The 24,613-nt window shown below is 56.6% G+C and carries 24 protein-coding genes; 7 read left to right on the top strand and 17 right to left on the bottom strand.

The features are described from left to right. Positions 1-68: 68 nt before the first annotated feature. Positions 69-1,016 carry a 23S rRNA pseudouridine(955/2504/2580) synthase RluC gene (gene rluC / locus ACQG1K_RS08510; RefSeq protein ID WP_302214984.1) on the bottom strand — a complete coding sequence of 316 codons (948 nt, stop codon included), beginning with the start codon at positions 1,014-1,016 and terminating at the stop codon, positions 69-71. A 570-nt stretch (positions 1,017-1,586) separates the two neighbouring features. On the opposite strand from rluC, the gene rne reads away from it, so the two are divergent. Next, entirely contained in the window at positions 1,587-4,694 is a 3,108-nt protein-coding gene (gene rne, locus ACQG1K_RS08505) for a ribonuclease E (protein ID WP_023299794.1), read from the top strand. A gap of 40 nt (positions 4,695-4,734) precedes the next feature. Here rne and ACQG1K_RS08500 read toward each other — a convergent pair whose 3' ends face one another. Further along, entirely contained in the window at positions 4,735-5,673 is a 939-nt protein-coding gene (locus ACQG1K_RS08500) for a LysR family transcriptional regulator (RefSeq protein ID WP_280005152.1), read from the bottom strand. Between the two features lie 109 nt (positions 5,674-5,782). Between ACQG1K_RS08500 and ACQG1K_RS08495 the strand changes: the two genes are divergently transcribed. Then, complete coding sequence (locus ACQG1K_RS08495) at positions 5,783-6,994, top strand: MFS transporter (protein WP_367076506.1); 1,212 nt, start codon at positions 5,783-5,785, stop codon at positions 6,992-6,994. A gap of 75 nt (positions 6,995-7,069) precedes the next feature. Here the strand turns inward: ACQG1K_RS08495 and flgL are convergent, their stop codons facing one another. From flgL to flgB, 11 genes are all read right to left on the bottom strand, one after another. Then, entirely contained in the window at positions 7,070-8,023 is a 954-nt protein-coding gene (gene flgL, locus ACQG1K_RS08490; protein ID WP_023299791.1) for a flagellar hook-associated protein FlgL, read from the bottom strand. Between the two features lie 16 nt (positions 8,024-8,039). Continuing rightward, positions 8,040-9,680: a flagellar hook-associated protein FlgK gene (flgK, locus tag ACQG1K_RS08485; protein ID WP_367076508.1), complete on the bottom strand. Its 1,641-nt coding sequence runs from the start codon at positions 9,678-9,680 to the stop codon at positions 8,040-8,042. 75 nt (positions 9,681-9,755) lie between these two features. Continuing rightward, entirely contained in the window at positions 9,756-10,709 is a 954-nt protein-coding gene (gene flgJ / locus ACQG1K_RS08480; RefSeq protein ID WP_426720879.1) for a flagellar assembly peptidoglycan hydrolase FlgJ, read from the bottom strand. Then, complete coding sequence (locus tag ACQG1K_RS08475; protein ID WP_426720880.1) at positions 10,710-11,807, bottom strand: flagellar basal body P-ring protein FlgI; 1,098 nt, start codon at positions 11,805-11,807, stop codon at positions 10,710-10,712. Between the two features lie 12 nt (positions 11,808-11,819). Further along, a complete protein-coding gene (flgH, locus tag ACQG1K_RS08470) occupies positions 11,820-12,518 on the bottom strand; it encodes a flagellar basal body L-ring protein FlgH (protein ID WP_023299788.1) in 699 nt (232 codons plus the stop codon). Between the two features lie 57 nt (positions 12,519-12,575). Continuing rightward, positions 12,576-13,358 (bottom strand): flagellar basal-body rod protein FlgG, encoded by a 783-nt coding sequence (gene flgG / locus ACQG1K_RS08465; protein ID WP_000625853.1) that lies wholly within the window; start codon positions 13,356-13,358, stop codon positions 12,576-12,578. An 11-nt stretch (positions 13,359-13,369) separates the two neighbouring features. Beyond that, complete coding sequence (locus ACQG1K_RS08460; protein ID WP_022647727.1) at positions 13,370-14,125, bottom strand: flagellar basal body rod protein FlgF; 756 nt, start codon at positions 14,123-14,125, stop codon at positions 13,370-13,372. A gap of 20 nt (positions 14,126-14,145) precedes the next feature. Beyond that, positions 14,146-15,354 (bottom strand): flagellar hook protein FlgE, encoded by a 1,209-nt coding sequence (gene flgE, locus ACQG1K_RS08455; protein WP_165715745.1) that lies wholly within the window; start codon positions 15,352-15,354, stop codon positions 14,146-14,148. 26 nt (positions 15,355-15,380) lie between these two features. Beyond that, on the bottom strand, positions 15,381-16,091 hold the full coding sequence (flgD, locus tag ACQG1K_RS08450) for a flagellar hook assembly protein FlgD (RefSeq protein WP_003857994.1): 711 nt from the start codon (positions 16,089-16,091) through the stop codon (positions 15,381-15,383). 11 nt (positions 16,092-16,102) lie between these two features. Beyond that, a complete protein-coding gene (gene flgC, locus ACQG1K_RS08445) occupies positions 16,103-16,507 on the bottom strand; it encodes a flagellar basal body rod protein FlgC (RefSeq protein WP_367076512.1) in 405 nt (134 codons plus the stop codon). Between the two features lie 3 nt (positions 16,508-16,510). Next, complete coding sequence (flgB, locus tag ACQG1K_RS08440; protein ID WP_003857999.1) at positions 16,511-16,927, bottom strand: flagellar basal body rod protein FlgB; 417 nt, start codon at positions 16,925-16,927, stop codon at positions 16,511-16,513. A gap of 157 nt (positions 16,928-17,084) precedes the next feature. Here flgB and flgA point away from each other — a divergent pair, with 157 nt between their 5' ends. The 3 genes from flgA (at position 17,085) to flgN (ending at position 18,561) form a co-directional block, all read left to right on the top strand. Continuing rightward, positions 17,085-17,744, top strand: a complete 660-nt coding sequence (gene flgA / locus ACQG1K_RS08435) for a flagellar basal body P-ring formation chaperone FlgA (RefSeq protein ID WP_022647723.1) — start codon at positions 17,085-17,087, stop codon at positions 17,742-17,744. A gap of 93 nt (positions 17,745-17,837) precedes the next feature. Further along, positions 17,838-18,131, top strand: a complete 294-nt coding sequence (flgM, locus tag ACQG1K_RS08430; protein ID WP_003858002.1) for a flagellar biosynthesis anti-sigma factor FlgM — start codon at positions 17,838-17,840, stop codon at positions 18,129-18,131. A 4-nt stretch (positions 18,132-18,135) separates the two neighbouring features. Next, positions 18,136-18,561 carry a flagella biosynthesis chaperone FlgN gene (flgN, locus tag ACQG1K_RS08425; RefSeq protein WP_022647721.1) on the top strand — a complete coding sequence of 142 codons (426 nt, stop codon included), beginning with the start codon at positions 18,136-18,138 and terminating at the stop codon, positions 18,559-18,561. A gap of 58 nt (positions 18,562-18,619) precedes the next feature. Here flgN and murJ read toward each other — a convergent pair whose 3' ends face one another. The 4 genes from murJ to rimJ form a co-directional block, all read right to left on the bottom strand. Continuing rightward, a complete protein-coding gene (murJ, locus tag ACQG1K_RS08420) occupies positions 18,620-20,155 on the bottom strand; it encodes a murein biosynthesis integral membrane protein MurJ (protein ID WP_017384735.1) in 1,536 nt (511 codons plus the stop codon). A 129-nt stretch (positions 20,156-20,284) separates the two neighbouring features. After that, positions 20,285-21,208, bottom strand: coding sequence for a Gfo/Idh/MocA family protein (locus ACQG1K_RS08415; RefSeq protein WP_367076516.1), 924 nt, complete (start codon positions 21,206-21,208; stop codon positions 20,285-20,287). A gap of 2 nt (positions 21,209-21,210) precedes the next feature. Continuing rightward, a complete protein-coding gene (locus ACQG1K_RS08410; protein WP_045307934.1) occupies positions 21,211-21,861 on the bottom strand; it encodes a YceH family protein in 651 nt (216 codons plus the stop codon). 9 nt (positions 21,862-21,870) lie between these two features. Then, positions 21,871-22,455: a ribosomal protein S5-alanine N-acetyltransferase gene (gene rimJ / locus ACQG1K_RS08405; protein ID WP_003858007.1), complete on the bottom strand. Its 585-nt coding sequence runs from the start codon at positions 22,453-22,455 to the stop codon at positions 21,871-21,873. 236 nt (positions 22,456-22,691) lie between these two features. Between rimJ and mdtH the strand changes: the two genes are divergently transcribed. Further along, positions 22,692-23,900 carry a multidrug efflux MFS transporter MdtH gene (gene mdtH / locus ACQG1K_RS08400; protein WP_022647718.1) on the top strand — a complete coding sequence of 403 codons (1,209 nt, stop codon included), beginning with the start codon at positions 22,692-22,694 and terminating at the stop codon, positions 23,898-23,900. A gap of 120 nt (positions 23,901-24,020) precedes the next feature. Next, positions 24,021-24,581: a lipoprotein gene (locus ACQG1K_RS08395; RefSeq protein WP_023305855.1), complete on the top strand. Its 561-nt coding sequence runs from the start codon at positions 24,021-24,023 to the stop codon at positions 24,579-24,581. The last annotated feature ends 32 nt before the right edge of the window (positions 24,582-24,613 follow it).

Raw genomic sequence — 24,613 nt, 5'->3', positions numbered from 1 at the left:
CGGCGCTTCGCTTGCATGGGCCTACGGATTTCGTAGGCCGGGTAAGCGCAGCGCCACCCGGCACATAATCAGCCGCGCAGAACTTTCAGGCAGCGTTTCAACTGCTCATCCAGCGGCGCTTCAATACGGATAACTTCACCGGTATTAGGATGGGTAAACTTCAGCGCTGCCGCATGCAGGAACAGACGCGACAGCCCCGTACCCGCCAACTGCTTATCAAACTCGCGATCGCCATAGCGATCGTCGAACGCAATCGGATGGCCTGCAAACTGGGTATGGACGCGAATCTGGTGAGTACGCCCCGTCACCGGACTACAGCGCACCAGCGTTGCAAATTCGTAGCGCTCTTCTACTTTAAATCGCGTCTCAGACGGTTTCCCTTCCTGATTTACACGAACAATGCGCTCACCGCTTTGCAGAATATTTTTCAGCAGCGGCGCCTGCACCACTTTCACGTGGGACTGCCACTGGCCGCGCACCAGCGCCAGATAATCTTTCTGCATCCCTTTTTCGCGCAGCTGTTCATGCAGGGAACGCAGTGCAGAACGTTTTTTCGCCACCAACAGCACGCCTGAGGTATCACGGTCAAGACGGTGAACCAGTTCGAGGAAACGCGCTTCCGGGCGCAGCGCACGTAAACCTTCGATCACGCCGAAGCTCAGACCGCTCCCCCCGTGTACCGCCGTTCCGGACGGTTTATTCAGCACCAGAATGTGGTCGTCCTCATAAAGGATAACGTCGCTCAAAGCCGCGACTTTTTGCAGCTTCGGAGAAACGACCTCTTCTTCACGCTCTGCAACACGTACCGGTGGAATGCGGACTTCATCGCCCGCCACGAGCTTGTACTCGGGCTTCACACGTTTTTTGTTCACCCGCACCTCACCCTTACGCAAGATGCGATAAATCATACTTTTTGGCACACCCTTCAATTGGGTGCGCAAAAAATTATCGATACGTTGCCCCGCCTCGTCGTCGGCGATGGCAACCATTTTTACGGCTGGAGTCTCTGTTTTCATGGTTGGCGATTCTAAATAGCGTCTGACATTAGCGCCACTCATTTTTCTATGCTTATATTTACTTTTATCCGGACCACTCCCCTTTCGCGCAATCGATTTGGTGGTTATTAAACCAATCACCCCGTTGAAGTGAAGAAACTGTGAGTAACCGGGTGATAATTGGTAAAAGTCATCTTGCTATAACCCGGCGAGCAGTGGAATAATGAATCCGTTTTCCGCGTTAAATCCGGGTTTTGTAAGGATGTCGACGGAATGACCAATTTTGTCTGACCGATCATCCACGCAGCAATGGCGTAAGACGTATTGATCTTTCAGGCAGTTAGCGGGCTGCGGGTTGCAGTACTTCCCGGTATAAGGATTGTTCTCTGGAGAGTTTTCCCAGGCAATTCCCCTGATAATTGCGCTGTGTTTCCCTATGAAATACAGGCAACCGACACTCTGCGCCTCTTAAGCGAGCGACAACCGTGAGGTTGGCGACGTGAATAGACACGAGGCCATCGGTTCATACCCCGGAAAGCGTCACCTTGCCCGCAGCTTTGTCGTCAATGTAAGAATAACGAGTAAGTTACGATGAAAAGAATGTTAATCAACGCAACTCAGCAAGAAGAGTTGCGTGTCGCCCTTGTGGATGGGCAGCGCCTGTACGATCTGGATATCGAAAGTCCTGGACACGAACAGAAAAAAGCGAACATTTACAAAGGCAAAATCACCCGCATTGAACCAAGCCTTGAAGCTGCATTTGTCGATTACGGTGCTGAGCGTCACGGTTTCCTTCCTCTCAAAGAAATCGCCCGCGAATATTTTCCTGCAAACTACAACTCCCATGGCCGTCCGAACATCAAAGATGTTCTGCGTGAAGGTCAGGAAGTTATCGTCCAGATCGATAAAGAAGAGCGTGGCAACAAAGGCGCCGCGCTGACCACCTTTATCAGTCTGGCAGGAAGCTATCTGGTATTGATGCCAAACAACCCGCGTGCGGGTGGCATCTCTCGCCGTATCGAAGGCGATGACCGTACCGAGCTGAAAGAAGCACTGGCAAGTCTTGAACTGCCAGACGGCATGGGCCTTATCGTGCGCACCGCAGGCGTTGGCAAATCTGCCGAAGCGTTGCAGTGGGACCTGAGCTTCCGCCTGAAACACTGGGAAGCCATCAAGAAAGCGGCAGAAAGCCGTGCTGCGCCGTTCCTGATCCACCAGGAAAGCAACGTCATCGTGCGTGCCTTCCGTGATTATCTGCGTCAGGACATCGGTGAAATTCTGATTGATAACCCGAAAGTGCTTGAGCTGGCTCGCCAGCACATCGCCGCACTGGGTCGCCCGGATTTCACCAGCAAAATTAAACTGTACACCGGTGAAATCCCGCTGTTCAGCCATTATCAGATTGAATCCCAGATCGAGTCTGCCTTCCAGCGTGAAGTGCGTCTGCCGTCCGGCGGTTCTATCGTTATCGATACCACCGAAGCGTTGACCGCCATCGACATCAACTCCGCGCGTGCAACCCGCGGCGGCGACATCGAAGAGACCGCCTTCAACACCAACCTTGAAGCCGCTGATGAAATCGCCCGCCAGCTCCGCCTGCGCGACCTGGGTGGTCTGATCGTTATCGACTTCATCGACATGACCCCGGTTCGCCACCAGCGTGCGGTTGAAAACCGTCTGCGTGAAGCGGTGCGCCAGGATCGCGCGCGTATCCAGATCAGCCATATTTCTCGCTTTGGCCTGCTGGAGATGTCCCGTCAGCGCCTCAGCCCGTCTCTGGGTGAGTCCAGCCATCACGTCTGCCCGCGCTGTTCCGGTACAGGTACCGTTCGTGACAATGAATCTCTCTCCCTCTCTATTCTGCGTCTGATTGAAGAAGAAGCGCTGAAAGAGAACACCAAAGAGGTTCACGCTATTGTTCCGGTGCCGATTGCCTCCTACCTGCTGAACGAAAAACGTGCAGCGGTGAGCGCAATCGAAGCGCGTCAGGGCGGCGTTCGCTGCATCATCGTGCCAAACGACGAGATGCAAACCCCGCACTATCACGTGCTGCGCGTGCGCAAAGGCGAAGAGACAAGCACCCTCAGCTACCTGCTGCCGAAGCTGCATGAAGAAGAAATGGCGCTGCCGTCTGATGAAGAGCCTGCCGAGCGTAAACTGCCTGAGCAGCCAGCTTTAGCGACCTTCATCATGCCGGAAGCACCGCCAGAAGCGACGCTGGAAAAACCAGCGGAAAAACCTGCTGTGCAGAAAGTGGCTCCTGCCGCGCCAAAAGCACAGCCTGAGCAGCCTGGTCTCCTGAGCCGCATCATCGGTGCGCTGAAAAAAATGTTTGCCGCCGAAGAAGTTCAGCCTGAGGAGCCGAAAGAAGCGCCAAAAGAAGCGAAACCAGAGCGTCAGCAGGACCGTCGTAAGCGTCAGAACAACCGTCGCGACCGCAACGACCGTGGCGATCGTAATGAGCGCCGTGATAATCGTTCCGATAACAACGAAGGCCGTGAACAGCGCGAGGACAACCGTCGCAACCGTCGCGAGAAGCAACAGCAGAACGTTGAAGATCGTGAGATTCGCCAGCAGGCGGGCGATGAGTCCGAGAAGAGCAAACAGCGTGACGAGCAGCAGCCTCGCCGCGAGCGTAACCGTCGTCGTAACGATGACAAACGCCAGGCTCAGCAGGAAGTCAAAAACCTGAATCGCGAAGCGCCTGTAGAACAGCAGGACACTGAGCAGGAAGAGCGTACTCAGGTTATGCCGCGTCGTAAGCAGCGCCAGCTGACCCAGAAAGTACGTGTGGGTGTTGTTCAGGCCGAAGAAAACGACGTTATCGCGGTTGAAGCGGTTGAAAGCACAACGGGTACTCAGGTTGCGAAAGTTGACCTGCCAGCCGTAGTTGAAAATCAGGTTGAGCAGGACGAAAGCAGCGAAAACCGTGATAACGCAGGTATGCCGCGTCGCTCCCGCCGTTCTCCACGCCATCTGCGCGTGAGCGGTCAGCGTCGCCGTCGTTATCGTGACGAGCGTTACCCGACCCAGTCTCCAATGCCAATGACCGTGGCGTGCGCGTCACCTGAGATGGCATCCGGTAAAGTCTGGATCCGTTATCCGGTTGCACGTCCGGAGCAGGCTGTTGAAGAACAGGCTGTGACCGAAGAGGTGATTGCACCAGTCGTCGCGGTGGAAGACGTCGTGACTGAAGCGGCAACTGTGGTCGAACCGCAGGTTGTTGAAACAGCGCCGCCGCAGGCTGTGGAAGTGGAAACGACCCATCCTGAAGTGATTGCTGCGCCGGTTGATGCCGCACCGCAGATCATTGCCGAAGAAGATACCGTGGTGGCTGAAGAAGTCGCGGAAGACGCTAAGCCTGTATCCGCAGCAGAAGAGCCCGCAGACGTTGCCGTCGAAACGGTGACGGAAGAGGTTGTTCAGGACGTCGAGATTCAGGTTGAACCTGTTGTCGAAGAGGTCAAAGCGCCTGAAGTGAAATCTGAGCCGGTTGAGATCGTTGAAGCTGTAGCGCCTGCTCACATTGCTACCGCGCCAATGACTCGTGCCCCGGCACCTGAGTACGTGCCTGAAGCACCACGCCATAGTGACTGGGTTCGTCCGGAATTCAACTTCGAAGGTAAAGGTGCTGCCGGTGGTCACAGTGCGACGCACATGGCTACTGCCCCAGCTACTCGTCCTCAGCCTGTTGAATAACGCACGCTAAGACTGAAAGCCGACCTTCGGGTCGGCTTTTTTATGGCTGTTGCAGCGGCTTTCTCATACCGGTGACCTCCGGCATTATCTGCCGCATCAGCTCCAGAAAACGCCGCAAGCGCGCCGGATAATAGCGTGACCAGGGATAAACCAGATGTACCGGTAGCGCTGCTGGCTGCCACTCTGGCAGTAAATGCACCAGTCGCCCTTCCCGAATATCATCCTGTACCGTCCAGCTGGATACCACCGCCACGCCTAGCCCGGTGAGTGCCGTATTGCGCGCTACATACAGGCTGTCGGTACTCAGGCGTGGCGTAATGGTAACTCTCGCCGGGGTGGGTGTTGCCTCGTGGAAGAGTTCCACATGGCGTTGATAAAAAGAGCTGATTGCAATCCAGGGGAGATGTTGCAGATCGTCCGGCGTGTTAACCGCGGGAAAACGGGCCAGGAGTGCCGGTGACGCTACCACCGAGCGCGGCACTTCAGCCAGTAGCACAGACACGGTTGCCGGATCGACTTCCACGCCCACCCGAATAGCACAGTCAAGGTTGTCGCCGAGGAAATCAACCGAGCGATCGTTAAGCATCCACTCAACAGAAAGCTGGGGATAGCGCTGCAAAAATTCGGTTAACGGTTTTAGTAGCTGATCCTGGCCAAACGCGTGAGGCGCGCGCACCCTCAGCACCCCGACCGGTTCATCTTCCGTCTGCCCCACCTCGTCTTCCAGCGCCAGCCAGCTGTCAATTACCCGTCGGGCATGCTGATAGCAACGTTCACCGTCATCGGTAAGCCGTGTGGTATGGGTTGTACGCAGTATCAGGCGCACGCCCAGCATGGTTTCAAGTGACTGCAACCGTCGGCTCACCGTGGCCTGGGTTGTTGCCAGCTGACGTGCCGCCGCAGAAAGGGACCCCGCCTCCACAATGCGAACAAAGGTTCGCATCAGTTCTACACGATCTATACGCTCAGTCCGTTTCATATCATTTGCACCTATACGCTACACGTATAAGCGTTTTACCACCGCGCCCGCTACCGTCGCAAGGCGTACTGATAAAAAATAGCCGCACACGACGAATGAGGAACATCTTATGAACACAACCACCACCCGGGCCGTAAGCCGCTGGGTAATCTTAATGCTGGCGCTCGGTGCGGGCTTCAGCGTGGCATCCATCTATTATGCCCAGCCTCTGCTGCCGCTGATGGGCTCAGACCTGCACCTGAGCATCGAAGGCATAGGCATGGTCCCGACGCTCACCCAGGCGGGTTATGCCTTAGGTATCCTGTTTCTGCTCCCGCTCGGCGATCGTTATGACCGCAGAACGTTGATCCTGATAAAAAGTGCAGCTCTGGCGCTGTTCCTGCTGGGTTGTAGCCTGACCGGACAACTGCATTCCCTGCTGCTCACCAGCCTGCTGATTGGCATGGCCGCCACCATGGCGCAGGATATTGTCCCGGCCGCAGCGATCCTCGCGCCGGAAGGCAAACAGGGAAAAACAGTCGGCACGGTGATGACCGGCCTGCTGCTGGGGATTTTGCTCTCCAGAACCGTGAGCGGCGTGGTGGGTGAAGCCTTTGGCTGGCGAGTGATGTATCAGCTGGCCGCCGCAAGCATTGCCTTTATCGGCGTGGTGATGTGGGCCGTACTTCCCCGCTTCGCCGTTCATTCCACGCTGAGCTACCCGGCACTGATGCGCTCCATGGAACACCTCTGGCGTCGCTACCCGGCGCTGCGTCGGGCTGCGCTGGCTCAGTGTTTTCTGTCGATTGCTTTTAGTGCGTTCTGGTCGACGCTGGCGGTCATGCTGCTGGAACGGTATCACCTTGGCAGCGCCGTGGCGGGTGGTTTTGGTATTGCCGGAGCCGCAGGCGCGCTGGCCGCACCGCTGGCAGGCGGTCTGGCCGATAAGCTGGGCGCCGGTAAAGTGACCCAACTGGGTGCCGCGCTGGTGACCCTCTCGTTTGCCCTGATGTTCCTGATGCCAGCCCTGGGTGTACACGGCCAGTTGCTCCTGATTGCCCTCTCCGCGGTCGGTTTCGATCTCGGTTTGCAGTCCAGCCTCGTGGCGCACCAGAACCTGGTCTACAGCCTTGAGCCGCAGGCCCGTGGGCGCCTTAACGCCCTGCTGTTTACCGTCATTTTCATCGGAATGGCGCTGGGTTCGGCATTAGGCAGCAATATCTATACGCTGGCAGGCTGGACGGGCGTGGTAGCACTGGCAACCCTGTGTGGTGCCATTGCGCTGGCTATCAGAGTGATTGAAAGCGCCCGGGTGGTGTCCGCTCAGGCAGAAAGTGTGTAAAAAAAATGCCCAACCCGGACGGGTTGGGCAGTCAAAACATGCCCAGTTTCAAGACATGTCAAACAGGTCAGAGTCTTATCTGTTCATCTGGAACAAAGACATACCCTGCATATCGCTAAAGGCTTTATACGAGGCCTGCAACGCCGCCTGCTGCATGGTGTAGGACGAAATCACCGAGTTCCAGTCTACGTCAACCAGGTCGCTCATCTGCTGAGTCTGGCCCAGCGCGCGGTCTTCACCCAGAGAATCCAGCTTGCCCAGCTCGTCCAGCTTGATGCCGAGGTCCGCGCGAACGGTCAGCACGTTGTTGAGGGAGTTGCTCAGGCCACGGTTGGCTTTATCAATAGCCGCCGTAAATGCTTCAGCCTTCGTTTCGTCATCGCCAATCGGCTTATTCAGCGCTTCAATTGCGGAATCGAGGATCTTGAACAAATTCGTTTCCGGCGCACTACCATCTGGCTCTGGCTTCGCATTGCTGGTGAAGCTATCGAAAACTTCAGTGCCCGTATGGCTGATTTGCATCGTGCGCGCAGAGTCAACCTGCTGGCTGATTGGCGTTCCGCCACCCTTATAATCACCCGTAGCCTGGTCGAAAGCCGCCGCTTCGGTTTTGTAACCGGAAAAAATATAGCGACCGTTACCGTCCGTGCTGTTAGCCAGGTTCATGAGCTGATCGCGAATACCTTGCAGGTTCGTTGCCAGCGAAGCGCGGTCATCGTCACTTAACGTACCGTTGCCCGCATTGACAATCTTTTCCTGAGCAGCCTGGATAGCGGTTGTCACTTGCGATAACACGTTTTCTTCCAGCGAGACTTTCGTCGTAGCGAAGGAGCGCGCCAGCGCATACTGGCTATTTTGCGTTTGGGCCTGAGAGAGCACAACGGCCTGCGAAGCGGCAATCGGATCGTCAGACGGACGGTTGATACGCTTCCCCGTAGACATCTGCTCGCCGTAGCTGAGCCAGAGACTTTGGGAGTTCGTCACGCCGCGCATGCTTTGCTCATACATCATTTGAGTACTAATACGCATTTTTTATGCCTCAGCCTTAGCGGATATTGATCAATGCATCAAACAGCGTGCTCGCCGTTTGCAGCACCTGCGCATTCGCCAGATAGTACTGCTGATAGCGTTGCAGGTTGCCATACTCTTCATCCAGGTTAACCCCGGAGATTGACTGCTGTTGTTTGGTCAGCTGCGTAACAACGTTAACTTTGGTTTCGCTGCTGGTTTTCAGCGACGCCGTGGTGCTGCCCACCGTACTGACCAGCGCGGCATAAGCATCGTTAAAGGTTTTGTTCCCCCCCACCAGCTTGGCGCTCTGCAAATCCAGCAGCTTTTGGCCATTGGTATTGTCGCTTTCTCCGCTTCCTTGCGCGGAAGCCATCGCCAGTTTGGATTCGTCGCTGATCGCAACGTCCATATTCACGATAACGTCATTCACCGGCTTCACGATAAAGCTGTCTTTATTATTGGCCGAGCCGCTAATGTTGACGTTGAGGCCATCAAACGACAGATTACCGCTGGTATCCGGCATAGCCGTGAAGCTGGTGTTGTCTGACAGACGCGTGATTGTCCAGTCAGTACCGTTATACTCAACTTTGTAGTTTGTCGCCTGGACCTTGGTACTGTCCGTCATCGTGGCCGTAACGGACGCGCTTCCGGAGTTCTTACCGTTACTCAGCACTGCCGGGGAGCCAAAATCAAACAGCTTGCCGCCTTTATCCCCGTTGGCATCAAAGCCCGCCTGGTGCTGGGTATTCATGGCATCCGCAAACGCCAGCGCCATCTGGTTAAGCGTATTTCGCGCCTGATCCAGATCCTGAGAACGGAACGTTAACAGCCCCCCAAGCGACCCCGTGGTGATCTGTTTTTCTGAGATCTCCACGTTGCCTGCTGCGGCATCCACATACGCAATCGTTGTACGTGCAGGGTCCGCGCTGGATTTCACCGCAGCCAGCTGGCTGGCGTTGCTGCCCTGTACCAGGGTATAGCCGTTGGCGATAGAGATGTTGTAGGTGCCGCTGTCCTGTACGGTCACGTCCACACCGACAATTTTGTTCAGTTCGCTCACCAGCTGATCGCGCTGATCGAGCAGTTCGTTCGGGGATGCGCCCGCCCCTACGCCAGTCAGCCGGGAAATCTGATCGTTAAGGTTGGCAATCTGCTTCGCATAGTTATTGATCTGATCGACGCTGGTAGAAATCGCCGTATTGACCTGCGCATCCTGATCGCGGAGATATTGATCGTTAGTTTTGAACTGGTTTACCAGACCATCTGCCTTCCCGAGTACCGTCTGGCGTGCAGCCGGATCTTCTGCGTTACTCACCAGCGTTTGCAGGCTTTTAAAGAAATCCTGGAGGTTGGCAGAAAGCGAGTTCGTGGTATCCGACAGCACGTCGTCAATTTTTGACATCTGCTGGTAGCGCGTGGTCAGGCCGCTGCTCTGGTTCTGCGCCGCGCGCAGCTGGTTGGTAATAAACGCATCATATTCACGCTGAACGCCGGAGACATAGACCCCGTTACCCACCCAGCCGCCGCCGGTCAGGGTGCTGTTTGATGCGCCCAGAATGGTAGTCTGGCGGGTATAACCTGCCACGTTGTAGCTTGAAATATTATTACTGACGGTATTGAGTGCCGACTGCGCAGCACTGAGGCCACTCATGGCGCTGTTAATCAAACTGGACATGGGGGTTCCTTTTATACGTTCAGACACGAGTCCTGATGAAGGTTATCGGCAACCTCCACCGGGACTTGAGAACTTTCAGAACAGATTTTCGAGATCTGTGCTATACGCTTTGCTGACCTTCTCAGACATGGATTTCAGCTGCTGGATCATGCTGGTCAGCTTGCGTGCATAGTTTGGATCGGTCGCGTAGCCGGCATTCTGCAATGCCTGAGCGCCCTGCTCTGGCGTGGTGGCCTGGGTCACGGCGGTGTAACGCGGATTCCGGCTCAGCAGCCCGACATAATCCGACAACGCTTCCAGATACGAGCTGTAGACGCGGAATTTGGCTTTCACCTTCACTGCCGCACCGTTCTCATATTCGGTGGTGGTAATTTCCGTGGTCGGCCCCTTCCAGCTGGAAGTGGCCTTCACGCCAAAGATGTTGAAGCTCGGCTTGCCGTTCTCCCTGCGGATCTGACGTTGCCCCCAGCCCGACTCCAGCGCCGCCTGCGCCAGAATCAGATGGTGTGGCACGCCGCTTTCTTCACTGGCAAGACGCGCCGGCAGGGAGAGCTGCGCCAGGAAGTCTTTGCTGTCGCCGGAGAGCGGCTCGTCACGCGCTTCTGTCGGCTTCGGCATCGCCTTACGCACCATCTGCGTCAGCGCCTGATTTTGATAACTGGTCACCTTTTCCAGATCAAACTTCAGCGGCACCTGCGGCGGAGCCTCTTCAGGTGGCAGCCCCTGAGCGGCTGCGGTCTGTTTCACAATCATGTCCGCCAGGCCGAGCCCCTTTCCGGTGGTCATTTGCTGGGCAATCTGCTGATCGTACATGCTGGTGTAAAGCCGTGTGGAATCGCTGCTGAACATGCCATCTTTCGGCAGGGTTTCACGCATGCTTTTCAACATCATCTGCACGAACATGCCTTCCACCTGACGGGCAACCGGGCGGATATTCGCCGCCGGATCCTTGCCCGCTTTGGTTTTCAGCTCGTTGAGCGACTGGGCATCCCAGGCGGCACTGGTCAACAGTTTGCTATCGGTCAGCATTTAGATGATTTCCAGTTTAGCGCGCAGGCAGCCTGCACTTTGCATGGATTGCAGAATGGACATCAGATCCATTGGCGTTGCACCCAGCGCGTTCAGGGCACGCACCACGCTGTTCAGGTTGGCGCTGGAGCGCACGCTCTGCAACGATCCGCCGCTCTGTCGTAAATCTATCTGCGTTTGCGGGGTCACTACCGTCTGACCGCCACCAAACGGGGTATCCGGCTGGCTGACGTTGGCCGAGCGGTTAACCGTGACGGAGAGTTTGCCCTGCGCCACGGCGCAGCTGTCCAGCGTCACTTCGCGGTTCATCACCACCGATCCGGTACGGGAGTTGATAATGACTTTTGCATCCTGCACCGACACGTTCACTTCCATATTCTGGATATCGGCCAGCATCCGCACCTGGTTGCTGCTACCGGTTGACGTGCGGATCTGCACGGTGCGGGCATCCAGCGCGGTGGCGCTGCCGTAACCCCGGCTGCGGTTGATGGTGTCAGCAATCTGCTGCGCCATCGTGAAGTCTTCGTTATTCAGTTGCAGGTTAATGGTGTTGCCGGTGCCGAACTGGGTCGGCAGCTCACGTTCGATGATCGCGCCGTTGGTAATACGTCCCCCGTTCAGCTGGTTCACCTGCACGCTGCTGCCGCCCGCCGACGCACCTGCCCCGCCAACCAGAATGTTGCCCTGCGCCAGAGCATACACCTGGCTGTCGACGCCTTTCAGCGGCGTCATCAACAACGTACCGCCGCGCAGGCTTTTGGCGTTACCCATCGACGAGACAACCACGTCGATGGTTTGCCCCTGACGCGCAAAGGCCGGATAAGACGCGGTCACCATCACCGCCGCCACGTTTTTCAGCTGCATGTTGGTCCCCGCCGGTACGGTAATACCGAGCTGAGAGAGCATGTTGTTCAGGCTCTGGGTGGTGAACGGCGTCTGGGTCGTCTGGTCACCCGTCCCATCCAGCCCCACCACCAGGCCGTAGCCAATCAGGGAGTTTTCGCGCACGCCCTGCACGCTGGTGAGATCGCGAATGCGATCGGCCTGCGCAACGGTAGCGACCAGCGACAGCGCCACGGCGAAGAGAAATTTATACATAGGTCACCTCGCTTACATCGGCGATAAGTTAAGGAAGAAGCGTTGCAGCCAGCCCATATTTTGCGCTTCGTTGATGTAGCCGTTGCCGACGTACTCAATGCGCGCATCCGCCACCTGTGTGGACGGTACGGTGTTGGTGCCGCTGATGGTGCGAGGGTTAACCACACCGGAGAAGCGAATGAATTCCGTACCCTGGTTAATGGCGATCTGTTTTTCGCCCACCACGTGCAGGTTGCCGTTCACCAGAACCTGGTCAACCGTTACCGTCAGCGTTCCGCTGAAGGTATTGCTGGCGTTCGCGCCACCTTTACCGTTAAAGGTGTTGCCGCCGGAGGCTTCCACATCCGCACGGGCGTTGCCGAAAAGCCCTTGCAGATAGCGCGGTACGGTGTCGAAGCCAAAATTGGTTTTGCCGTCGCGGCTGGCGTTCGCCGACGAGCTCTTGCTCGCGCTGACGTTTTCCTGCAACACAATGGTCAGCGTATCGCCGACGTTACGCGGACGACGGTCTTCAAACAGCGGCTGATAACCGTAGTTAATCGGCTGCGCGGTCTGGAAAATAGAGCCGTTCACCACCGGCGAGGGGCCGGGAACGGGTTGGGCGGTAGTCGCACCCTGTACCAATGGTTTAGACGGGATCCAGGCACACCCGCTGAGGGTGACAGCCAGAACAGTCAGGATCGGATAACGAAACGCCGCGTTTTTTTGCATTGCCTTCATCTTCGAAAACAGGGAGCCGGTGCGACGTATACCGCACCGGGCTACACCTTAGAGTTGCGTCAGTTTTTGCAGCATCTGGTCGGTCGTCGACACTGCTTTACTGTTAATTTCATAGGCGCGCTGGACCTGGATCATATTCACCAGTTCTTCCGCCACGTTAACGTTCGAGGTTTCCACATACCCCTGGTACAGCAGCCCCGCACCGTTCAGGCCGGGGGTACTTTCATTTGGCGTTCCGGAAGACTGCGTTTCGGTGTAGAGGTTCTCACCGATGCTTTCCAGTCCGGTATCGTTCATGAAGGTCGTCAGGTTGAGCTGACCAACCTGGACCGGCGCGGCCTGACCTTGCTGAGTGACGCTGACGATACCGTCACGGCCAATGGTGATGCTCAGCGCGTTCGCCGGGATGGTGATCGCAGGCTGAACCTGGAAGCCGCCCGCCGTCACCAGCTGACCATTCTGATCCACCTGGAACGAACCATCGCGGGTATAGGCGGAGGTCCCGTCAGGCAGTTGCACCTGGAAGAAACCCTGACCTTTGATGGCAACGTCTTTGCTGTTGTTGGTCTGGGACAGGTTGCCCTGGCTGTGCAGACGCTCGGTGGCGACAGGGCGTACGCCGGTACCAATTTGCAGACCGGACGGCAGCGTGGTTTGCTCAGAAGACTGCGCCCCTGGCTGACGAATCGTTTGATAAAGCAAATCTTCGAAAACCGCACGCTGGCGCTTGAAACCATTGGTGCTGACGTTTGCCAGGTTGTTGGCAATTACATCCATATTGGTTTGCTGTGCGTCCAGACCGGTTTTCGCGATCCATAAAGAACTGATCATAGGGAGTCCTGTTAACTCATAGCCAGAAGTTGGTTAGCCTTGCCTGCGTTTTCATCGACGCTGCTGATGATTTTCATCTGCATTTCGAAGCGGCGGGCGCTGGCGATCATGTCGGTCATGGCTTCCACCGGTTTGACGTTACTGCCTTCCAGCACGCCGGACATCACGCGGATGGTCGGGTCGGCCTGTAACGTGGCGCCACGCGTGGCCTGCGCCGCCTGGGTCAGACGGAACATCCCGTCATCGCCACGCTGCACTTCGTTGCCTTCGGCTTTCACCAGCTTCAGACGACCGACAGGCGCAACGGTGTTCGCCGGGTCGCCCGGATTCAACGCCGAGATCGTCCCGTCTGCCGCAATGGTCAGCTCTGACCCTTCCGGCACCGTCAGCGGACCGGCTTCGCCCATCACCGGATGCCCCTGAATCGTCAACTGTCCGGTGGCGCTCACCTGAATGTTACCGTTGCGGGTATACCCTTCTGCGCCGTCAGCCGTTTGCACCGCCAGCCAGCCGTCCTGCTGAAGGGCAACGTCCAGCGGACGCGCGGTGTAATCCATCTGGCCTGGCGTCATGTCGGCGCCCGGCGTGGAGGCGGTGACCAGCGTACGCGTGGGCAATGACAGCCCTTCTACCGGCACCGCACGCAGTGCGTTGAGCTGTGCACGAAAACCAGGCGTGGAGGCGTTCGCCAGGTTGCTGGCGGTAACAGCCTGCTGATTGAGCGTCTGGCTTGCAGCCCCCATCGCTGTATATATTGCGTGATCCATTGCGCTTTCCCGTCAGCCGCTTAACGCAGGTTAACCAGCGTGTTGAGGATCTGATCCTGGGTTTTGATGGTCTGCGCGTTGGACTGGTAGTTACGTTGCGCGACAATCATGTTCACCAGCTCTTTACTCAGATCGACGTTGGAGGCTTCAAGCGCGCCGTTGGTCAGCGTGCCGAAGTTACCGGAACCCGCGGTACCCAGCAGGGCAACACCGGAAGACTGCGTGGCGGACCAGACGTTATCCCCTTCGGACTTCAGGCCTTCGTTGTTGGCAAAGTTAGCCAGCACGATCTGGCCCAGCACCTGGGTCTGTTCGTTGGAGTAGTTACCGACAACGGTGCCGTCATCGTTGATCTGGTAGCTCACCAGATCGCCCGGCTTATAACCGTTCTGGCTCGTCGCCACGATGTTGTTCGCACCGGTGTTCTGCTGCATGGAGTTCGCGAAACTCATTTTGAAGGTTGCCACCGTTGCACCAGTGATCTCCCCGGTCTCGATATCGACTTCCCCACCGCCGGTCAACACACCGCTCTCATTAAAGACCAATGTGGTTGCCAGTTTCGCTGCATCTCCCGCTACGCTGCCGTCCTGCGAATACACCTTCCAGGAGTTAGCTGGAGTAGCGTCTTTGACATAGAACAGGTTCATGTTGTGCGCATTACCCTGGCTGTCAAACACCGTCACGGTGCCTTTCTTGTTGTAAGAGTCAGGGTTGGCCGGGTCGAATGCGACGGTTGGCGCGGTATCGGTGGAGTTCAGGTTGATCTGCTGAGAGGCCGTGGTGGTGGACTTCGCCGCCATCAGCGTCGTTGGGATGGTGATCGCCTGCGGATTCGCACCGGTTTGCACCGTCGGCGGCGTGCCGGCAACCGGATAACCGGTTAACTGTAGCCCCTGCATGTTCACCAGGTTACGGTTTTCATCCAGCTTGAATTGGCCATTGCGGCTGTAGAACACGGAACCGTTGGCATCCACCATACGGAAGAAACCGTTCTGGCTGATGGCGACATCCAGACCACGACCGGTGTTGGTGGTCGTCCCGTCGGTGAAGTCCTGGGTGATACCCGCAACCTTCACGCCCAGGCCCACTTTAGAGCCTGCAAACATATCTGCAAAAGACGCAGAACCGGATTTAAAACCATAGGTCGCGGAGTTGGCGATGTTGTTGCCAATGACGTCCAGGTTGGTGGCCGCAGCATTCAGGCCGCTGACCGCTTGAGAAAAGGCCATGACTTACTCCTGATAAGTATGAAGGCTTAGATAATCTGCCGAACTTCGTCGAGTGTGGTGGTACCGGAGGTACCCAAATCCAGTTTGTTGCCATCGCTACCTTTGATGACGCCCTGAACCAGGGCAAACTGTAGCGGCTGAGCCACCAGCTGCGTGGTGCCGTTGCTGGCGCTAATCGCAACCTGATACGAGCCGTTAGGCGCTTTAGTGCCGTCGGTCAGGCTGCCATCCCAGGTAAAGGTATGAACGCCCGCTTTAAGCTCGCCAATCTCAATCGTGCGCACCACGTTGCCGCTGGCGTCTTTGATGGTGGCGGTGACTTTGTCGGCCGGTTGCTGCAACTCAACGCCAAACGGCGTCGTGGTGGTGGTGGACGTGCCATCGGTGGTGCTGGTGCCCGCCAGAATCGTGGTCCCCGGGATCATCACCCCGTGACCGATCAGGTTGGCGGCCTGCAAGGACTGGCTGTTATCGATTTGACCGGAGACCGAGCCGAGCGTGGTGTTCAGTTTCTCAATGCCGCTGACGGTACTGATCTGCGCAAGCTGCGTGGTCAGTTCGTTATTCTGCATCGGATTGGTCGGGTCCTGATTTTTCAGCTGTGCCACCAGCAGGGTCAGAAAGCTGCTCTGTAAATCGGAGGCATTGCTCCCGGTGAGAGAGCTGGAACCGGTTGCACTACTGGTGCTGTTGACGCCGGTATTTGTCGGGTCATTCACGTTTACGGCGATGGACATGCGTGTCTCCTTTACTGGCCGAGAGTGAGTGTTTTGAGCATCATGCTCTTCACGGTATTAAGCACTTCGACGTTTGCCTGGTAGCTGCGTGACGCGGACATGGAGTTCACCATCTCCCCGACCACATCCACGTTCGGCATTTTCACGTAGCCGCTGGCATCCGCGAGCGGGTTGCCTGGCTCGTAAACCAGCTTGTCGGGCGCCTGGCTCTCAACCACGTCCGCCACTTTCACGCCGCCCGTTGCCGCACCCGGTGCAGAATCAACCTGGAAGACGACCTGTTTAGCGCGATACGGTTGTCCGTCAGGTCCTGTCACGCTGTCGGCGTTGGCCAGGTTACTGGCTGCCACGTTCAGTCGTTTGGACTGCGCCGTTAATGCCGAACCGGCGATATCAAAAATATTCAGCAAGGCCATTTACTAATTGCCCCCCTGCAGGACGGTCATCATGCCTTTGATTTGCCCGCCGAGTAGCGTCAGGCCTGTCTGGTATTGCAGGCTGTTATCGGCAAACTGTGTGCGCTCCCGGTCCATATCGACGGTGTTGCCATCAAGCGAGGGCTGATCGGGAATACGGTAAAGCAGGTCGGTCGTTGGCGCGGTCATCGCCTGAGCGGGAATATGCCGTGAGGATGTCAGGGCAAGTGAGACACCCGTCCCTTCGGCACGTCCACGCTCCATCACTTTTTTGAGTTCACTGGAAAAATCAATATCGCGCGCCTGATACCCGGGGGTGTCCGCGTTGGCGATATTGGCGGCTAAAATTTCCTGCCGCTGGGCGCGTAAGTTGAGCGCTTCCTGCTGAAAACGTAACGCGGCGTCGAGTTTATCGAGCATGTCTCCTCCGCTGATGAGAAAATTTCAGTTCACAGCTTAAATCTCACCCCGTCTCCCCTATCGACGGAATAAGCGCAAAATGCGTCGCTATTTGTTGCGTTGATGGAAAACCACTGCGGGTAGAATTTGCTTAATTCTGGACATGGTGGAACGTGCGATGCGGACTTTTAAACGTGGCCTTGCGGCGACCCTGCTGCTTTTGAGCCCTCTTGTGCAGGCTGAGGGGTTAGAGAACCAGCTCAATGCATTCTTTGCGCAGAAGCTGGCCGGTTTCAGCGATGACGTACGCGTGACCGTACGCACCCCGCCTAACCTTTACCCTTCCTGCGAAGCCCCGTCATTTAGCGTGACCGGCAGCACCCGCTTATGGGGCAACGTGAATGTGCTGGCGCGTTGCGCCAACGAAAAACGTTATTTACAGGTTGCGGTTCAGGCGACAGGCAATTATGTTGTCGCCGCCGTTCCCATTCCCCGGGGCAGCCTGCTGCAACCAGACAGCGTAACGCTGAAGCGAGGCCGTCTGGATCAGCTTCCACCGCGGACGATGCTGGATATTAACCAGGCTCAGGAGGCGGTCAGCCTGCGCGATGTCGCTCCTGGACAGGCGATACAGCTCTCTATGCTGCGCCAGGCGTGGCGGGTGAAGGCGGGACAACAGGTGATGGTGGTCGCCAATGGCGAAGGCTTTAGTATCAACAGTGAAGGAAAAGCGCTGAATAATGCCGCAGTGGCGCAAAATGCCCGGGTCAGAATGTCCTCAGGCCAGGTGGTCAGCGGCACGGTCGGTCCTGATGGGAATATTCTGATTAACCTGTAATCTTTTTAAAGATTTCGCGGCGACTGCCGATAAATATTCAACAAATGATGATGTCAGGCGCAAACGCCGCGAACCCTCGATGAGGACAACACTATGAGCATTGATCGTACATCAGCCCTGAAGCCGGTTAGCACTGTACAACCTCGCGAAACGAATGAGGCTGCCCCGCAAAAAACGCGTCTGGAAAAAACCTCGACGGCTAACAGCACGAGCGTCACGCTGAGCGATGCGCAGTCGAAGCTGATGCAGCCAGGCAGCAGCGATATCAACATGGAACGAGTTGAAGCGCTGAAAACGGCTATCCGTAACGGCGAACTGAAAATGGATACCAGCAAAATCGCTGATGCGCTGATTCAGGACGCACAGAGTTTCCTCCAGAGTAACTAACCGTATGAGTCGACTGTCAGAAATACTGGATCAGATGACGGTGGTCCTGAACGACCTGAAAACGGTGATGGACGCAGAACAGCACCACCTCTCTTCTGGTCAAATCAACGGCAGCGCGTTGCAACGCATTACTGAAGATAAAAGCTCGCTGCTGGCGACCCTGGATTATCTGGAAAAACAGCGACGCGCTGAGCAAGACACGAAACGCAGCGCCAATGATGAGATCAATGAACGCTGGCAGACCATTACAGAAAAAACCCAGCATCTTCGCGATCTCAACCAGCATAACGGCTGGCTGCTGGAAGGTCAGATTATCCGTAATCAGCAGGCGCTTGAGGTGTTAAAGCCCTATAAAGAGCCGGGGCTGTACGGTGCGGATGGTCAAACGGCCACGGCACGTATCACGGGCGGGAAAAAGATTTCGATTTGACGCACTAGCGGCATGTCATGAAGCGGGGAGCACCTTCTGGTGACTCCCCTTTTGGCGTTTATACCGTGCGGCGGGTAAACTCTTTCACCTTGAAGCCAAGCACCGCCAGCGTGGCAAAGTACGCCACCACCCCGACCACCACCACGGCCATCAGACGCATCAGGCGGTAAGGCATGGTGCCCTGCGCCCATTCAGGCATGACATACAACATGCCAACCAGCGCGGCCGCCATCACTACTACCGCGATCGCCAGACGCAGCAGGAAGCTTGCCCAGCCCGGCTGCGGGGTGAAGATATCCTGCTTACGCAGCTGCCAGTACAGCAGCCCGGCGTTGAGACAGGCCGCCAGACCAATCGACAGTGACAGACCCGCGTGTTTCAGCGGACCAATAAACGCCAGGTTCATCAGCTGCGTCATGATCAGCGTCACAATGGCAATCTTAACCGGCGTTTTGATGTCCTGACGTGAATAGAAACCGGGCGCAAGCACCTTCACGACAATCAGCCCCATCAGCCCCACCGAGTAGGCTACGAGCGCACGCTGGGTCATGGCGGCATCAAAGGCGGTGAATTTTCCATACTGGAACAACGACACCGTCAGCGGTTTCGCCAGGATCCCCAGCGCCACCGCGCTTGGCAGCGCCAGCAGAAAACAGAGACGCAGACCCCAGTCCATCAGGCGGCAGTATTCATCGTGGTTGCCGCTGGCGAAACTTTTCGACAGCGACGGCAGCAGAATAGTCCCCAGCGCCACGCCCAGCACCCCGGATGGAAACTCCATCAGCCGGTCGGCGTAGTACATCCAGGACACCGAGCCCGACACCAGGAAAGAGGCGAAGATGGTATTGATGATGAGCGAGATCTGGCTGACGGACACGCCGAGTATTGCCGGTCCCATCTGTTTGATAACGCGCATTGCGCCCGCATCTTTGAAATTAATGCGCGGCAGAACCAGCATGCCGATCTTTTTCAGGTGCGGGAGCTGGTAAGCAAGCTGTAACACCCCGCCGACGGTCACGGCCCAGGCCAGCGCCAGCACCGGTGGGTTAAAATGCGGCGCGGCGAACAGCGCAAAGCCAATCATGCTGACGTTAAGGAACGTGGGGGCAAAGGCCGGCACGGAGAAGCGGTTCCAGGTATTCAGGATGGCACCCACCAGCGACGCCAGCGAAATCAGCAGAATATAGGGGAAGGTTATCCGCAGCAGTTGCGTCGTCAGGGCAAATTTATCCGCCGTGTCGGCAAAGCCCGGCGCCGTTACCATGATTACCCAGGGCGCTGCCAGCATCCCCAGTACGGTCACGATCGCCAGCGCCAGCGTCAGTAAACCGGAAACGTACGCCACAAAGACGCGGGTGGCATCTTCGCCCTGCTTGCTTTTATATTCCGCGAGGATCGGGACAAATGCCTGTGAGAAAGCCCCTTCGGCAAAAATACGGCGCAGCAGGTTCGGCAGCTTGAACGCAACGAAAAAGGCGTCAGTCGCCATCCCTGCGCCAAAAACCCTTGCCACAATGGCATCGCGAGCAAAGCCAAGCACGCGGGAAAACATGGTCATCGAGCTGACGGCCGCCAGCGATTTTAATAAGTTCATTAACGTGAAGTTCCACAACCCTACGGATTTCCAGGACGGATAAGCGAAAGCGCCACCCGGCAAAGCCAACAAGCGGCGCTTAGTCTAACCGGATTTCAACGAATTACTATCGGCAGATGTTACAGCGAGTTATTCCGACATCGCTTCGCGCCAGAGTCGTTCCACGATGCGCTGCGCCAGAATGGCCTGCTCCCCGGACGTTTCAGGAACCGTCTGATTCTGCACGCAGGTAATGAAGTGACGCGCACAGCCCACAAAGCCACGCTGCTCCAGGGTGCTCTGCCAGCCGGGAACGGGTAACGCAAGCACGCCATTGCCCTTCTCTTCCCGCCACTCACGCATATCGGTGACGTCATACAGCGCGCCATCCGTAACGGCCTGCACGGACTCGCGCTGGCTGCCCGCCCGACGATGCATGCTGGTCGTCACCTGTAAATGCTCAACGGCAAAATGATGTTCGGCGTAAACCATTTCACCCTGCTCGTTGGTCAGCAGCGTGCCGCTTTGCAGCTGGGCTTTTCCGTTACTCAGCCACAGGGCCGTATCCACGACGTGGAGATAATCATCCAGCAGCGTGAACCGCAGATCGTTCGGCCCCACGCTGTCGGTACGGTGCTTATCCATACGCAGAGAGGCAAACGAGCCGGACTGCGCTTTAAGCTTCTGATAGAGCGGCGCAAAACGGCGGTTGAAGCCGACCATCAGCGTCAGCTTTTTACGCGCGGCCAGCTCAATCAGTCGTTCAGCATCCTGCACATTTTCCGCCAGAGGCTTATCAACGCAGACGTGAACGCCTGCGTTCAGCAACTCGCTCACCACCTGGAAGTGCGTCGCGGTTGAGGTATGCACAAATACCGCATCACATTCACGGGCTAAATCCTGGAGTGAGACAGCATAAGGGATGCGCCAGGTTTTGCAGATGCGCTCTGCTTTCTCGCGAGTGGGCGACCACGCCCCTTGCAGCGTCCAGTCTGACGCGGCGCCTAAAACGGGCAGCCAGGCTTTTTGCGCAATCCCGCCCAGCCCCACCACTCCAATGCGTAATGTAGTCACGGTTAATCTCCCAGGTGTGCGAGTAAAGCATCCAGACGCTGCTTCAGCCCGGCAACCTCGTCTTCCAGGGCTGCCACGCGCGCAGTCAGGCTGTCGTTTGATGCTGGCGTGTCGGATTCGACGGCAAGCGTAGAGGACTCCACGTCGCCGCTAAACAGGTGCATGTAGCGGCTTTCACGCTTGCCCGGCTCGCGGGCCAGACGCACCACGTAAGGACCGTCCTCGCGTGAGGCTAATCCCTCCAGCGTCTGTTCAACGTCCTGCATATCCTGAAACTCATGCATGCGGGAGGCGCGTGTGCGCAGTTCACCCGGCGTCTGCGCCCCGCGCAGCAGCAGCGTGGTGATAACCGCCACTTCTGCGGCGCTGAGTTTTAAATCGCCAAATTCGGAATTACAAAAGCGCTGTTCATATTTAGTGACGCGATTACCGAAGCCGCTGACGGTGCGCAGGTAGTGGCGCTTCACCAGCTCATCAAGGATATCCTGCACCTCGTACTCGCCAAGGTTCATCACCGGCTCACGGTTCGTCTTTTGGTTGCAGGCCATCGTGACGGCATTCACGGAAAGAGGATACTGTTCCGGCGTCGTAACCTGCTTTTCCAGCAGGCAGCCAATCACGCGCGCTTCGGCGCCATTTAACTGATATTTCATCTTTTCTCCTTAACGACCCGCGGTCCACTCCTGCGTGGTGAGCGCGGTGAGGACATGGTCCCGCCACTCGCCGTCAATCAGCAGATAATCTTTGGCATAGCCCTCTTTCTCAAACCCCAGGCGGGCCAGCAGATCGCCGCTGCGCTTATTGTGCGGCATGTAGTTCGCCATAATGCGATGGATATGTTGCGTGCGCTGCATGTAGCGAATCGCCGCCGTCAGCGCCTCAAACATGAGCCCCTGCCCCTGCCATTTCTGGCCGATGGAATACCCGAGATAGCAGGCGTGAAACGACCCGCGTACTACGTTTGAAAAATTGGCAATGCCAACGATCTCTTTCTCTTCCGGATCGAGAAGCGCGAAATAAAACGCACTTCCCTGTTTGTGAAATTCCGCAATCATACTGAGGCGCGCCTGCCAGCCAGAGGGGTAGCAATGGCTCTCGTCCCGAACGGGTTCCCAGGGTTTTAAAAACTGGCGATTCTCGGCGTAATAATCCGCCAGACGCCAGGCATCACGCTCATGCACCAGACGAACGACCAGCCTGTCCGTCGTCAGACGCACTTTTGGCACATTACTGCGATAGCCAAACATCGATACCACTCCTTCCCGTCGCTTCTGCTCTGCCTGTTAGCTTTACTATACCTGCGCCTGTGCCTTCTGTGAAAACAGTGACATACCATTTTTATCGCTTTTCACATTTTTCGATGAGAACTCTCTATCAAAGCACCTTTTTGATAAAAAAATATTGTCGCCAGCAGGTATGTGAAAAAGCGCGGCGACACCGCAGAATATTAGCGTGCTCACCTTTTATTTTCCCTGGAGGGAAAATGTCCCGCGTATCACAGGCCAGGAGCCTGGGTAAATATTTCCTGCTCGTCGATAACATGCTGGTCGTGCTCGGCTTTTTTGTCGTTTTTCCACTTATATCGATTCGTTTTGTCGATCAAATGGGCTGGGCGGCGCTGATGGTCGGGATCGCGCTGGGCTTACGCCAGTTTGTACAACAGGGTCTTGGCGTGTTTGGCGGGGCAATAGCCGACCGCTTTGGTGCGAAACCGATGATCGTCACCGGCATGCTGTTACGTGCGGCGGGATTCGCCACGATGGCAATCGCTCATGACCCCTGGCTGCTGTGGTTCTCCTGTTTCCTTTCCGGGATTGGCGGCACCCTTTTCGACCCACCGCGTACCGCGCTGGTGGTTAAACTTATCCGTCCGCAACACCGGGGTCGTTTCTTCTCAATTTTGATGATGCAGGACAGCGCTGGCGCGGTAGTGGGCGCCCTGCTGGGAAGCTGGCTGCTGCAATACGATTTCCGCCTGGTCTGCGCCACCGGCGCGGTGCTGTTTATTCTCTGCGCGCTGTTTAACGGTCTGTTTCTGCCTGCATGGAAGCTGTCGACGGTAAAAGCGCCGGTGCGGGAAGGGCTTGACCGCGTGCTGAGCGATAAACGCTTCGTCACCTATGTTTTAACGTTGACCGGCTACTACATGCTCGCCGTGCAGGTCATGCTGATGCTGCCGATTATGGTTAACGATATTGCCGGCACGCCGGCGGCGGTAAAATGGATGTATGCCATTGAGGCCTGCCTTTCTCTGACTCTGCTCTATCCGATTGCCCGGTGGAGCGAGCGCCGTTTCCGGCTTGAGCACCGTCTGATGGCCGGGCTGTTGCTGATGACGCTGAGCATGATGCCCATCGGCCTGGTGAGCTCACTCCAGCAGCTGTTTATGCTGATTTGCACCTTCTATATTGGCTCAATCATTGCCGAGCCGGCCCGTGAAACCCTGAGCGCGTCACTTGCCGACGCCCGGGCCCGTGGCAGCTACATGGGCTTCAGCCGTCTCGGACTGGCGCTTGGCGGCGCGCTGGGTTACACCGGTGGCGGCTGGCTGTTTGATGCCGGAAAAGCGCTCCATCAGCCGGAGCTGCCGTGGGTCATGCTCGGTATGGTCGGCTTTATGACGCTGATTGCCCTCTGGTGGCAGTTCAGTGATAAACGCAGCACCCGCGGGATGCTGGAGCCTGGCGCCTGACCTTCTGGGGGAGGATATTTACCTCCCTGCACTATCAGTTTTTTCTGCTGGTTTCTCCAGGATCACCCTGACATACTGGCGTATCAGGACAGATGCGCCGATTTTATGTTGAGGAACACCATGAAAAAGATCGTTATTGCCGCTGCGTTAATTGTCAGTGGGCTGCTGGTGGGATGTAACCAGCTTACGCAGTACACCGTCAGTGAGCAGGAAATTAATCAGGCGCTGGAAAAACATAATAACTTTTCAAAAGATATCGGCGTGCCCGGCCTTGCGGATGCACATATCGTCCTGACGAATCTCGCCAGCCAGATTGGGCGCGAGGAGCCAAACAAAGTCACCCTGTCCGGCGATGCCAGCCTCGACATGACCTCGCTCTTCGGCAATCAGAAAGCGGATATCAAGCTGAAGCTCAAGGCGCTGCCGGTCTTTAATAAAGAGAAAGGGGCAATTTTCCTGCAAGAGATGGAAATCGTCGATGCGGTCGTCACGCCGGATAAAATGAAACCGGTGCTGCAAACGCTGATGCCTTATCTCAACCAGTCGTTACAGAACTATTTTAACCAGCAGCCCGCCTACGTTCTGAGCGAAGACAAGAGTAAGGGCGAATCTCTGGCGAAAAAATATGCCAAAGGGATAGAGGTGAAACCGGGTGAAATCATCATTCCTTTCACCGACTAAATACTCCGGGCGCTCAGGCGCCCGTTTTTTTT

It is taken from the genome of Enterobacter cloacae complex sp. 402C9, from assembly GCF_050030745.1.
GTDB classification, from domain to species: domain Bacteria; phylum Pseudomonadota; class Gammaproteobacteria; order Enterobacterales; family Enterobacteriaceae; genus Enterobacter; species Enterobacter intestinihominis.
Note: the sequence above shows the minus strand (reverse complement) of the source record. Positions and strands in the feature narration are given on the sequence as shown.

What these genes read in the sequence shown, in the direction of transcription:
- rluC (WP_302214984.1), bottom strand. Translation starts at nt 1,016, where the DNA reads ATGAAAACAGAGACTCCAGCCGTAAAAATGGTTGCCATCGCCGACGAC.
- rne (WP_023299794.1), top strand. Translation starts at nt 1,587, where the DNA reads ATGAAAAGAATGTTAATCAACGCAACTCAGCAAGAAGAGTTGCGTGTC.
- ACQG1K_RS08500 (WP_280005152.1), bottom strand. Translation starts at nt 5,673, where the DNA reads ATGAAACGGACTGAGCGTATAGATCGTGTAGAACTGATGCGAACCTTT.
- ACQG1K_RS08495 (WP_367076506.1), top strand. Translation starts at nt 5,783, where the DNA reads ATGAACACAACCACCACCCGGGCCGTAAGCCGCTGGGTAATCTTAATG.
- flgL (WP_023299791.1), bottom strand. Translation starts at nt 8,023, where the DNA reads ATGCGTATTAGTACTCAAATGATGTATGAGCAAAGCATGCGCGGCGTG.
- flgK (WP_367076508.1), bottom strand. Translation starts at nt 9,680, where the DNA reads ATGTCCAGTTTGATTAACAGCGCCATGAGTGGCCTCAGTGCTGCGCAG.
- flgJ (WP_426720879.1), bottom strand. Translation starts at nt 10,709, where the DNA reads ATGCTGACCGATAGCAAACTGTTGACCAGTGCCGCCTGGGATGCCCAG.
- ACQG1K_RS08475 (WP_426720880.1), bottom strand. Translation starts at nt 11,807, where the DNA reads ATGTATAAATTTCTCTTCGCCGTGGCGCTGTCGCTGGTCGCTACCGTT.
- flgH (WP_023299788.1), bottom strand. Translation starts at nt 12,518, where the DNA reads ATGCAAAAAAACGCGGCGTTTCGTTATCCGATCCTGACTGTTCTGGCT.
- flgG (WP_000625853.1), bottom strand. Translation starts at nt 13,358, where the DNA reads ATGATCAGTTCTTTATGGATCGCGAAAACCGGTCTGGACGCACAGCAA.
- ACQG1K_RS08460 (WP_022647727.1), bottom strand. Translation starts at nt 14,125, where the DNA reads ATGGATCACGCAATATATACAGCGATGGGGGCTGCAAGCCAGACGCTC.
- flgE (WP_165715745.1), bottom strand. Translation starts at nt 15,354, where the DNA reads ATGGCCTTTTCTCAAGCGGTCAGCGGCCTGAATGCTGCGGCCACCAAC.
- flgD (WP_003857994.1), bottom strand. Translation starts at nt 16,091, where the DNA reads ATGTCCATCGCCGTAAACGTGAATGACCCGACAAATACCGGCGTCAAC.
- flgC (WP_367076512.1), bottom strand. Translation starts at nt 16,507, where the DNA reads ATGGCCTTGCTGAATATTTTTGATATCGCCGGTTCGGCATTAACGGCG.
- flgB (WP_003857999.1), bottom strand. Translation starts at nt 16,927, where the DNA reads ATGCTCGATAAACTCGACGCCGCGTTACGTTTTCAGCAGGAAGCGCTC.
- flgA (WP_022647723.1), top strand. Translation starts at nt 17,085, where the DNA reads ATGCGGACTTTTAAACGTGGCCTTGCGGCGACCCTGCTGCTTTTGAGC.
- flgM (WP_003858002.1), top strand. Translation starts at nt 17,838, where the DNA reads ATGAGCATTGATCGTACATCAGCCCTGAAGCCGGTTAGCACTGTACAA.
- flgN (WP_022647721.1), top strand. Translation starts at nt 18,136, where the DNA reads ATGAGTCGACTGTCAGAAATACTGGATCAGATGACGGTGGTCCTGAAC.
- murJ (WP_017384735.1), bottom strand. Translation starts at nt 20,155, where the DNA reads ATGAACTTATTAAAATCGCTGGCGGCCGTCAGCTCGATGACCATGTTT.
- ACQG1K_RS08410 (WP_045307934.1), bottom strand. Translation starts at nt 21,861, where the DNA reads ATGAAATATCAGTTAAATGGCGCCGAAGCGCGCGTGATTGGCTGCCTG.
- rimJ (WP_003858007.1), bottom strand. Translation starts at nt 22,455, where the DNA reads ATGTTTGGCTATCGCAGTAATGTGCCAAAAGTGCGTCTGACGACGGAC.
- mdtH (WP_022647718.1), top strand. Translation starts at nt 22,692, where the DNA reads ATGTCCCGCGTATCACAGGCCAGGAGCCTGGGTAAATATTTCCTGCTC.
- ACQG1K_RS08395 (WP_023305855.1), top strand. Translation starts at nt 24,021, where the DNA reads ATGAAAAAGATCGTTATTGCCGCTGCGTTAATTGTCAGTGGGCTGCTG.